The organism is Methylomonas sp. LWB (assembly GCF_001856095.1).
Taxonomy (GTDB): domain Bacteria; phylum Pseudomonadota; class Gammaproteobacteria; order Methylococcales; family Methylomonadaceae; genus Methylomonas; species Methylomonas koyamae_A.
Genome location: NZ_MKMC01000010.1, coordinates 96,733 through 106,381, shown reverse-complemented (window position 1 = coordinate 106,381; position 9,649 = coordinate 96,733). Strand labels below are relative to the sequence as shown.

Genomic DNA, 9,649 nt, shown 5'->3' with positions numbered 1-9,649 from the left:
GTTCTTGGGCGGCAGCCGGCGCCGGTGGCGCGGCCAGCCCCAGGTCGGCGGCGCTCACTGTGTCCAGTCCGAGCCAGAACGCGTTGACGTCGCGCCACGCGGCCCGGTGCTGCTCGCTGGCGGCCAGCCAAGTTTCGAATGCTCGGCGTTGCTGGTTGCTCAGCAAATCGGAGCTTAGAGTGGCTTGCCAGGCTATCGCCTCGCGTTCGGCACGCGCGGAAAAGGTTTCGGACGCGGCGTTGTTCATCGGCCGGCCACCGGCGACATCCGCCGGGAAATAATCGGGCAAACCGAGCGGTCAGCGGCGTTACGCATCGTGACGCTCCCGCTCGGACAGTTCCAGTTCGCGCATGCGTCGGCGGCAATGTTCCAGCGCTTTGTTGATATGTTTCAACACCGTACTTTCTGCAATGTTCAATTCGCGCATGATTTGCGAGTAGGGATAATGGTGAAACTTATGCAGCACAAACACCTCCCGGCATTTGGGCGGCAATTCGGAGACCGCTTGCTGCAAATGCAGCAGTTTCTGCCGGCTGTAGACTTGGCGTTCCAGGTCGGGCGTCGCGTCGGCGTGTTCCGCCAGTTCTTCCTCGGCGGCGTGCCGCTCCGCCTCGCGCTGATGTTTACGCAAATGATCGATCGCCAAATTGCCGACCACTTTGTACAAAAAAGCTCGCGGATTGGCGATCTGACTTTCCGATTCGAACTGCGTCAAACGAAAAAAAGCATCCTGCAAGATGTCGGCCGCGGTCTCCGGACAACGAACCCGAGGCGCCAGAAACCCCAGCAACTCGTCGCGGTGACGCTGAATCAGGTCGTTGGCAAAATCCGGTGAGAAGCGATACATCGTCCGATTGAGTGGAAGTCCTTTTTCATTAGACCACGGCCGGCGGACTGGCGACAATATCGGCCGGGGCTCGCTCGCGATGATGCCGACTAAGTCGTACGTCTATTACAACCCTGTCAAACAGGGCGGGGCAGTCTCGGGTAATCGACGGTTTTATCGGTGGATGATGCTTCGCTTATCCGCCTTGCGGCCCTAGGGGAAGCCTCGATAGAAACCGGGGGAGCGCCAGGGTTTTGCGCATGTCGGTTCAATTGATCTGTCTGCGAGTTATAAATAGCGGCATAATGAGTTCGAATAAAACCTCAGGATCAATATGTGGTTTTTAAGCCGCTAATACGGAAACCATTATTCGCCTCACTCTTATATTAAAAACAATGAAAACGCCTATATTTCTAAGTTATCCAAATCCTTTTAATCAAGCACAACAAGATTTCATTGAGAGGCTAGTAAACTATTTGCACAACAACGAATTGGAACCGAGAACGTTGGGCGTTACCGACTACGATATGGAGTCCCCGCTGAGAGCGATTCGTAGAATTATGATGGAGTCGAATGGCATCATCACCATTGCTTTTCGGCGTAGTAAAATCTTGACAGGTGTATTTAAACCTGGGTCGGAGGCGGAAAAATCATTGGGTGAGACTTGGTTAACCAGCCCGTATTCACATATCGAACCGGCGATGGCTTTTCAGATAGGTTTGCCGGTTTTAATTCTTAGAGAACATGGGGTTTTTGCCGACGGAATTCTAGAAAAAGGCATATTGGGGTCCTACATGCCTGAGTTTAATTTGGATTTGCCGGCGAAGGATTATCTTCTCACTGACGAATGGAAACAAATATTCAAAAAATGGACGGGTTATGTTGCTAGCGTTGTCGAAAATAAAGGGAATCCTCCAAAGCTGTATTAACGGATGATGGCTTAAACTAAGAAGTATTCTAAAGATTACACTCCGAAGGCGACAATATTCCGATTTTACGAAATGGCTATTTATTACCTAGCCAGATAATATTGTCGGGGTTTGCCGAGCGGCGCATCGGGGTTTGTGGCGCGATTTATCCTGGTTCCCAAGCTCCGGCTTGGGAGCACAACGCTTGGACGCTTTCGCTTTTCATGGAGTTGGGACGCTGGCCATTGCCCTACAATTTTGCACCTTACGGCCTTGTCGCTCAAAACAGCCATTTTCAGATGTTCCAACAGCAAAAACAGAGTCGAAGTGTAATAGTAAAATAAAAAAATTAATAACTCATTTGTTTCATTGAACGCACCTCATTAGTAGATGATTTACACAGCTGTATATTCCCGTCAGTAGTAAAGGCTCAATTGGCTGGTGCGTGTGCTAATACATACCGGAAATTAAGGCTTTCCGAAGTGTAAGAATGTATCTTACAATAGCCTCTCGTAAACCGGCTAGGAGAACAACATGGCGCAAGCACGAACCCAAACTGTTAGCCTCGGCGAGCACTGGAATAGCCTGATTGAGTCGTTGCTAGAGAGTGGACGTTATGCAAGCGTAAGTGAAATTATGCGCGATTCCTTACGTTTGCTTGAAGAGCGAGAAGCTAACTCAAAACTGCAATCTTTACGCACAGCCCTAATTGAAGGCGAAGAGAGTGGTGATGCTGGCGAATTACATATGGAAACAATTAAACTGGAAGCAAAAAAGGAAGCCGGTTTAACCTGAAATGCGAAAAATCCATCTTCAGGTCCTCGCGAAACAGGACCTAAAATGTATTTGGCTATACTCATTTAATAACTGGGGAGATGAGCAGGCGGATTGCTATTTTGATGAATTAAATGCTTCATTCGTTTTAATCGCTAAAAATCCGGAATTGGGTATTGCCTGTGATTACATACGTGAAGGATATAGGCAATTTCACATCAATCGCCATTTGGTTTTTTACCGTATTACAGCAACCAAAATTCACATTGTACGGGTACTTCATGACAGAATGAATTACACAGCGCATTTATAAAAATTCAGTCGAACGTATGCATTGCATACCATTTCCCGACGCAAACATATCCAGCCGCAGCAATAAGGTACGCTATGCGTACCAAGTTATTCGCTGACCCCTGCTTCTCCGAATGTCATCCATTTTCAGACTGGACGAGGCCATTAATTAAAACGGTTCTGCCGCGAGCTTGCGCGTCGGAAGCTTACGGCAAAAAGCCGGTCTGGTAAGGCTTTTTGCCGGTCGCGCAACGCAAATAGCCTTGTGGTTGAACCTGTTCAGCCTTGAACCAGAACCAAAATGCCCGGAGCTCGAAGAGGTTTGGGTTAAGCGTGAGCTGAAGCGCCTGACGGTCGCAGCTAAAAGCCATGATCTCCTGGCAAATAGGCGCGACTTCGCAGCTGTACCGGTTTGCGGATTGGGCAAATCAGCTCTCGCTTAAGGCTTTTCTGCTTGCGCGAGTCGCTAAAAGCCAAGGCTGTGAGGCGAAAAGCCTTAGCTTCTAGCCGCTACCGGCTTGCGGTTAACGCGAGCAAGTATGGCTGGGCAAGGCATTCAGCGCGTAAGTTGAATACATGGACTCATCTCCCCAACTAGAGGTGTCATTAAGTTGGAAACATTATTTTGGGCAATCTTGGCTTGCAATTGGGGATGAGCCCATATTTTGGGTGGTGCACCAACCCCAACACGACAACCGTTGATTCGCCAGTCACACATGAAAGCGAGACATTTCGACCAATGAAGCCATCGGCAACCAACAAAGGCCAAACCGGTCAAAATGTTGGGGTTCGTTGCCTTACCCCAACTTACCGAGTTTTGCGCTCGGCAAACGCCAGCAATTCCTCGCGGTGGCGGCGAAACAGTTTGTCCAGCAGGTGATTAATCGTCATAGGCAAGGGTTGCGGTCAATTCGATTTCGATGATCCGGTGCCGGCAATGTTTGCGCGGTAGTTAGCACCCGAAGGCTTAAATCCGACATTCCGGCGACGGTTAATTCAGCATAACTCATTCAGCCGATGTCGCGCACCTGGATTGATTGGGTTGGGATAGGCGACGGCCCGTAAAGGCGCTCTTTTCGAGGAATCAATTCGGAATGGGGATCAGGGGGAGAACGCCGCATGCTTCGCGAATTCAGGCGGTTTGGGTGCGGCGCGTTGGGGTGAGGCACGAACCCAACACGATGCGCCAAACCCAACCCGTAAGCCATCAGCAACGAAACATCAACGTTACCGAACTTTCAAAGGCCGTTAATGTTGGGGTTCGTGCCTCACCCCAACTTGCGGTCCTCACTCTAGATCGAACACTGTAGATGTTTCACCGTCGCGTATTAGAGACACTAAGGTAAATCAATACTCAATTCTGACCGAACCCATGAATGCCCTCGGCGAGCCGACTTCGATACCATTTCGACCGAATGAAGCCGGGAAGTATTCTTTATCCAGCAAGTTATTGACGTTGATTTGCGTCGTCAATTTGCTTTCCCCAACTTGCCAAGCGTAAGCGGCCAACAAGTTTAGTGTCGTATAGCCGGGTAACACTGCGGTATTGGCATTTGGGTCAGTGTGTTGTGAGCCGCGGATGATCACCCCGCCGCCGAGCTTTAGACCTTGTAGCGTCCCGGCCTGGAATTCGTAAGTTGTATACAGACTACCGCCATGCTTAGGCACCCCACGTAGGCGCTGATCGATTTCGTCGACATTTCCCTTCGTGACATAGGCATCTGGTGTATATGCATAGGAAGCGATCATATTCCAACCGGACAGGATTTCACCTTTTGCATCCGCCTCCAGACCGGCACTACGCGCCTCGCCGATGGCTTCGTTAACCCCTAAAAGTCCGTTAAAAACCCCGACATTTTGTTTCGTCAAGTCGAACCACGCTAGAGTTGTAAGCAGCCTTTTGTCAAAAAGTTCGGCTTTGGCACCCAATTCCCATTGCTGTGCCGTTTCCGGTGGTAATACTGATCCACCAAATCCAGAGCTATTAATGCCTGTGAAATTTTCCGAGTAACTTCCGTACAAACTCAATTCTGGAATTGCCTGCCAAACGATGCCGCCACGAGGAGTAAGGCTGTCCTGACGAGGATTTATGGTTGGATTGCCGTTATTTATCGTCACGCTGCTCTCTGCACTATCGTATCTAAATCCAGCCAACATGCTGATGTTAAGAGGGAGTTTGATTTGATCCTGCAGGTACAAGCCAAACCAGTCATTCTTGGAGTCAAGCTTAAGAGAAGGGTTAGCTTGCGCGATACTAGGGCCAAGGTAAGCTGGATCGTAAATGTTGACATCTGAACCAAAAAAGCTCGCCCTAAAGTTATCTAGGCTTTTTCGGTAATAATCGCCTCCAAGTAGCAACGTGTGTTTGAAACCCCATGTATCGAAGCGTCCGGTCAGATTGATACTATTAAAATAGAGAGCCTGATCTTCTGGCGAGTTGGCTGAGTGGGCGCCAAATCGATTGACCGTGTTGGAGTCAACCAACGATGGAAAGGTTGCCACTTGGTCAACGCCGGCATATACCGCGTTGAACCGGTGGCTAAAAGTCCAGTTGTCGTTTAATGCATGCGTCCAGTTCATTCCAAGAATGATGGTTTCATACTCGGTTGGAGGATTCGCTTCCCCGAGAAATCGGCTACGAGGCAATTCCGCTGGGTGGCGACCAATGGCAGGAATGCCGCGATCGAATACCACGTGTCCAGTGTCGTACTCCATTTCGAAATTTACTTGAGTTTTTGGACTTATATTCCAGGTAATGGTCGGCGCAACAAACACCCGTTCGCTATTCACCATATCGCGAAATGAATTCGCACTCTTATAAGCTAAGTTGAAACGGTACAGTAACGATTTGTCATTAGTGATCGGCCCGGTAGCATCCAAGGTAGTTCGGTAAAAATCGTAGGAGCCAAATTGTTGTTGCAACGAGTAATAGGGTGTGGCCAACGGTTTTTTTATTACGTAATTCACGACACCGCCCGGAACAGCCATCCCATAAAGTAGAGACGCCGGACCTTTTAGCACTTCAACTTTCTCTGTATTCGCCAGATCCCGCCCGCCCACAATAAAGTCTCCGAGAGGCAATGGCATACCGTCCCGGTAATCTCCTACCGGATAATTGCTAAATCCACGTCGTGTCGTCCAATCTAGATAGTCGCCAGAGCCGCTTGCCTTGAAAACTCCGCTGACATAATCGAGTGCGTCGGTTGACCTAACAGCTTGGATATCCTCTAAAACCTGTTTAGGAACCACCTGAACCGAAAACGGCGTTTCCATGATCGGCGTATCGGTTTTGGTGGCTGTGGATGCGTTAGGCAGGCTGTAGGCGGGGTTGTACGGATCGGTCGAGTCGTAAGTCGTCTGTCCGAGCACCGTCACTGCCGGCATCGTCGATGGACTGAGTTGGCTGTTCCCGTTGCCGGCCGGCTTGGCTTCCAACGTGACGGTATTGCCATTGCCAATCCGATAACCCAGCCCGGTACCTTTCAGCGCCTGAGTCAATGCCTCTTCGATAGACAATTGCCCGCTAACACCGGGAGAAACCAAGCCTTCAACCATTTCCTCTGTAAACACAAATTGCACGCCGCCTTGCTCGGCCAACGCATTTAGCGCGGCGTACAACGGTTGTTTGGCGATATTGAAGCTGTGGGTGGCGGTACTTGCGCGACTGCCGGTGGCGCTATTGCCAACCTCGGTCGCTAACAACATCGTCGGTGCGATCAATGCCGCCAGGCCAAGGTACAAAGGGATTTTGCCTGATTTAAAGGCTAGTTGCGGCGTCAATGCCGCTGGGCGTTTGGAAAGGGATTTAGCGTTTTTCATCGGTAGGGTTCCTTGTTTTTGTAATGTCCGTTTAGATAACGCCCCTGCCCATGCAAAGACTCAAAAATTCTGCTGTGGCAAATTGTCGCGGTACTGCCGGATAGAGTGGCTGAGAAAAATACAGCCATTTTCTTGCATTTAATTGGCTACATATTCTTGTTTTGGTGTATTGTTTTCAAAAGTCATACACATGGAGATTGCGATGCGTACCAATATCATGATCGATGAAACATTGATGGCCGATGTTTTAAGCCTGACGGGCTTAAAAACCAAGCGCGAGGCCGTTGAGCTGGGTTTAAAAACCTTGCTGATGTTAAAGCAGCAAGAAGCAATCAAAGCCTTCAAAGGTCAATTAAAATGGGAAGGCGATTTAGAACAAATGCGCGCTGACCGATGATTTTGGTCGATTCCAGCGTCTGGATCGATTATTTCAACGGCACAGAAACGCTGGCAACCCTAAAGCTGGATGGTTTGCTGGGTGTGCAGCCTGTCTGCACCGGCGATTTGATTCTGGCGGAAGTGTTGCAAGGGTTTCGGCAAGATGAGGATTATCAAGCGGCAAAAAAATTACTGTGTGCCTTGCCGGTACATGCCCTGTTAGGAACGGCAATGAGTTTAAAAGCCGCCGATAATTTCAGACATCTGCGTAAACAAGGCATTACCATTCGAAAAACCATCGACACGATCATCGCGACTTACTGTATCGAAAACCAGATGCCGTTGTTGCATTCAGATAAGGATTTTCAAGCTTTTCAACAATTCTTGGGTCTACAGGTGGTGTGAGATGCGGTTTAAGGAAGCTACGACAAGCGTTCGCCGACGTTGCCGATGAACTGGAAATTGCATGATGGGCGGGATTTCTGCAGCCAGTCTTATTTGGCTTACTATGAAAGTCACCGGACGCCGCCTTCAAGCCGGTGTCGGAACACTGTCAATCGCGGCTAAAGCCGCTCCACACCACTGACTTTCGTTTACCGGGGCGACGCAGCTGTTTCATGATCGTCAGTTGTAATCTGTCGCCCTTGCAACACCACAATATGCCCGGCATGCAGTACTTGAACCGGTAGCGTGTTACCCAGTGCATTCAGCCAATCATCGATACGTTTGATGTCCATGGCGACATGGATTTTGCGTTGCGCCAGTTCGGAATTCAGTAAAAACACATGGCCGGGACGGTAGCGGTTAATTTCGGCGACGACATCTTGCAACGGGACAAAATTCATCACTATCCGGCCTCTGCGCCAAGCATCTGCTATCGACAAGTCGGTGGTTTGCACCGCGCCGAGTTGATCGTCGTTGAACGCGATATGCTCCCCGGGCTCAAGGATGACATTGCCCAATAGTTGGCCTTGATGATTGGTTCGGGTGGTGCGTACCTTGCCTTCCAGCAAGGTAACATCGCCCGCCGCGTTGGCGTAACGCACCACAAAGCGGGTGCCGAGCGCTTCGGTCGTGGCTTGGCCGCTGGTTACGCGGAAGGGGCGTTGGCTGTCGTGCGCGACCTCGAATTCCGCTTCGCCTCGCAGTAGCTGGACGCGGCGCTCGCCGGCGCTGATGTTGACGTCTAGCGCCGTATCGGTGTTCAGATGGACGGTGCTGCCGTCGCTCAATTGAACGGTGCGCTGTTCGCCCACCAGCGTTCGATAGTCGGCCCAAGGATGGAACAGCCAATTGGCGCAATAGCCGCCGCACACCGCCCAAACCAGAGTGGCCGCGACGGCCAGCCCGCCGCCGAGAGATCGCGCCCGCCGGAACATCCGCCGGCGCCGCGGCATTTTGGTGTCCGGTGTGCGCGAGCACGGCGCGATGGCGGTGGCGCTTGGCTGGGCGTCCACGGCGCCAATAGCTTGCGGCAACAGGCGCGCCAGGCGTTGCATTTTACGGTCGGCGGCGGCGTGCAGCGGGTCGCGGGCCAGCCATATTCGATACTCGGCCAGTTCTTGGTCGGTCATTTCGCCGGACAGTTGCCGAGCCAGCCAAACCACCGCTTCTTGTTCGATGGTCTCGCGGTTTGGGTGGTGGGTATCTGAGCTAGACATAGGCCTTACCTTGAGCGAAGTGGATACCCCAATAACGAACCAACCAACGTTGCGGCACATATTTTGGCGGCCGATTCATCACGCCTCGTCCTCGTCGTCCAGCCCCGCGCGCAAATGGTCCAGGATTTTCACCATCTCTTTCTCGACCAGACTGCGGGAAATACCCAGGTGGGCGCCGACTTCGGCGTAGGTCAAGCCTTCCAGCCGATTCAGCCGCAGGATTTGCGCGCAACGCGGCGGTAGTTGCGCCAATAGCGCCTGGACCCGTTGAATTTCCTCGCAGAACATCGCGACGTGGTCCGGCGCGGCCGTCACGTCTTCTTCGCCGGCGTCGCCGCAAAACCGTTCCAATAACTCGGCGTGGCGGCTTTGGGCGCGGATGTGGTCTATCGACAGATTGCCGGCCACTCGATACAGCCAGGCACGGACCTCGCCTTCGGTTTGCGGCGGTGGCTTAAGATGCGGCAGACGTAAATACACTTCTTGCAGCAGTTCGGCGGCGGTATCCGGGCACTGCACGCGCCGAACCAGAAATTGCTGGAGTTGCGGTCGCGCGCAGAAGTAGATCCCGCTGATGTCGTCTATCGATAAGGCCATGTGGGGCAACAGTGTTCAAATTCCGTAGGGACGGCGGTTCGTTTACGCAGGGGCCGCAGCGGCGAGCGAGCCGAGCGGTATAGGCCAAGTCGCGCTCTTGCTGGATTGTGCAAAATGCGCCGCGACTGGTTTAGCGTTGGCCGGCCCGATCGGCCATGCCGGTCAAGTTTCAGGTGTCCTATTGGATCAAACGAATCGGCGCCACGCAATCCACATTTTTTTCGGAGAATGAGTCGTTTGCTGGCGGCTAGGCGCGAGCGTTTCGACGGTCGGCGGCCGGTTTTCGGACTATAGTAAATTGGTTAGCCGATCGGCGGCAGTTCAAGGTCTCGGTCAAACACAGGACTTTCGGGTTAGTGGTTGAGGCTTGGCCGAGAGAGTCCCCGGCCGGCTGG

The 9,649-nt window shown here is 51.8% G+C and carries 11 protein-coding genes; 5 read left to right on the top strand and 6 right to left on the bottom strand.

What is annotated here, in order from left to right; translation table 11 throughout:
- Nucleotides 1–247, bottom strand: a 247-nt coding sequence (locus BJL95_RS05515) for a DUF4880 domain-containing protein (protein WP_139306144.1), incomplete at its 3' end; no start/stop codon positions are given.
- 60 nt (nucleotides 248–307) lie between these two features.
- Nucleotides 308–847: an RNA polymerase sigma factor gene (locus BJL95_RS05510; protein WP_071156132.1), complete on the bottom strand. Its 540-nt coding sequence runs from the start codon at nucleotides 845–847 to the stop codon at nucleotides 308–310.
- A 374-nt stretch (nucleotides 848–1,221) separates the two neighbouring features.
- On the opposite strand from BJL95_RS05510, the gene BJL95_RS05505 reads away from it, so the two are divergent.
- The 3 genes from BJL95_RS05505 to BJL95_RS05495 all read left to right on the top strand — a co-directional run bounded on the left by BJL95_RS05505 (nucleotide 1,222) and on the right by BJL95_RS05495 (nucleotide 2,821).
- Nucleotides 1,222–1,755, top strand: coding sequence for a hypothetical protein (locus BJL95_RS05505; RefSeq protein WP_071156130.1), 534 nt, complete (start codon nucleotides 1,222–1,224; stop codon nucleotides 1,753–1,755).
- Nucleotides 1,756–2,268: 513 nt separating this feature from the next.
- On the top strand, nucleotides 2,269–2,529 hold the full coding sequence (locus BJL95_RS05500; protein WP_071156128.1) for a type II toxin-antitoxin system ParD family antitoxin: 261 nt from the start codon (nucleotides 2,269–2,271) through the stop codon (nucleotides 2,527–2,529).
- 1 nt (nucleotide 2,530) lies between these two features.
- Nucleotides 2,531–2,821 (top strand): type II toxin-antitoxin system RelE/ParE family toxin, encoded by a 291-nt coding sequence (locus BJL95_RS05495; protein ID WP_071156126.1) that lies wholly within the window; start codon nucleotides 2,531–2,533, stop codon nucleotides 2,819–2,821.
- 184 nt (nucleotides 2,822–3,005) lie between these two features.
- On the opposite strand, the gene BJL95_RS25075 is transcribed toward BJL95_RS05495, so the two are convergent.
- Nucleotides 3,006–3,170, bottom strand: a complete 165-nt coding sequence (locus BJL95_RS25075) for a hypothetical protein (protein ID WP_168033238.1) — start codon at nucleotides 3,168–3,170, stop codon at nucleotides 3,006–3,008.
- Nucleotides 3,171–4,146: 976 nt separating this feature from the next.
- Nucleotides 4,147–6,618, bottom strand: a complete 2,472-nt coding sequence (locus BJL95_RS05490; RefSeq protein ID WP_083385689.1) for a TonB-dependent receptor — start codon at nucleotides 6,616–6,618, stop codon at nucleotides 4,147–4,149.
- A 202-nt stretch (nucleotides 6,619–6,820) separates the two neighbouring features.
- Here BJL95_RS05490 and BJL95_RS05485 point away from each other — a divergent pair, with 202 nt between their 5' ends.
- On the top strand, nucleotides 6,821–7,015 hold the full coding sequence (locus BJL95_RS05485; protein WP_064025563.1) for a type II toxin-antitoxin system VapB family antitoxin: 195 nt from the start codon (nucleotides 6,821–6,823) through the stop codon (nucleotides 7,013–7,015).
- A complete protein-coding gene (locus tag BJL95_RS05480; RefSeq protein ID WP_064025561.1) occupies nucleotides 7,012–7,401 on the top strand; it encodes a PIN domain nuclease in 390 nt (129 codons plus the stop codon). Before BJL95_RS05485 ends, BJL95_RS05480 begins: the two co-directional genes overlap by 4 nt.
- Nucleotides 7,402–7,589: 188 nt before the next feature.
- Here BJL95_RS05480 and BJL95_RS05475 read toward each other — a convergent pair whose 3' ends face one another.
- Together BJL95_RS05475 and BJL95_RS05470 are read right to left on the bottom strand one after the other, a co-directional pair.
- Nucleotides 7,590–8,657 carry a FecR family protein gene (locus BJL95_RS05475; protein WP_071156124.1) on the bottom strand — a complete coding sequence of 356 codons (1,068 nt, stop codon included), beginning with the start codon at nucleotides 8,655–8,657 and terminating at the stop codon, nucleotides 7,590–7,592.
- 78 nt (nucleotides 8,658–8,735) lie between these two features.
- Nucleotides 8,736–9,254 (bottom strand): RNA polymerase sigma factor, encoded by a 519-nt coding sequence (locus BJL95_RS05470; protein ID WP_071156121.1) that lies wholly within the window; start codon nucleotides 9,252–9,254, stop codon nucleotides 8,736–8,738.
- Between the last annotated feature and the right edge of the window lie 395 nt (nucleotides 9,255–9,649).

Bases quoted from the DNA above. Each gene is read 5' to 3' on its own strand.
- BJL95_RS05505 (WP_071156130.1), top strand. From the start codon at position 1,222: ATGAAAACGCCTATATTTCTAAGTTATCCAAATCCTTTTAATCAAGCA.
- BJL95_RS25075 (WP_168033238.1), bottom strand. From the start codon at position 3,170: ATGGCTTTTAGCTGCGACCGTCAGGCGCTTCAGCTCACGCTTAACCCA.
- BJL95_RS05470 (WP_071156121.1), bottom strand. From the start codon at position 9,254: ATGGCCTTATCGATAGACGACATCAGCGGGATCTACTTCTGCGCGCGA.
- BJL95_RS05495 (WP_071156126.1), top strand. From the start codon at position 2,531: ATGCGAAAAATCCATCTTCAGGTCCTCGCGAAACAGGACCTAAAATGT.
- BJL95_RS05490 (WP_083385689.1), bottom strand. From the start codon at position 6,618: ATGAAAAACGCTAAATCCCTTTCCAAACGCCCAGCGGCATTGACGCCG.
- BJL95_RS05500 (WP_071156128.1), top strand. From the start codon at position 2,269: ATGGCGCAAGCACGAACCCAAACTGTTAGCCTCGGCGAGCACTGGAAT.
- BJL95_RS05480 (WP_064025561.1), top strand. From the start codon at position 7,012: ATGATTTTGGTCGATTCCAGCGTCTGGATCGATTATTTCAACGGCACA.
- BJL95_RS05485 (WP_064025563.1), top strand. From the start codon at position 6,821: ATGCGTACCAATATCATGATCGATGAAACATTGATGGCCGATGTTTTA.
- BJL95_RS05510 (WP_071156132.1), bottom strand. From the start codon at position 847: ATGTATCGCTTCTCACCGGATTTTGCCAACGACCTGATTCAGCGTCAC.
- BJL95_RS05475 (WP_071156124.1), bottom strand. From the start codon at position 8,657: ATGTCTAGCTCAGATACCCACCACCCAAACCGCGAGACCATCGAACAA.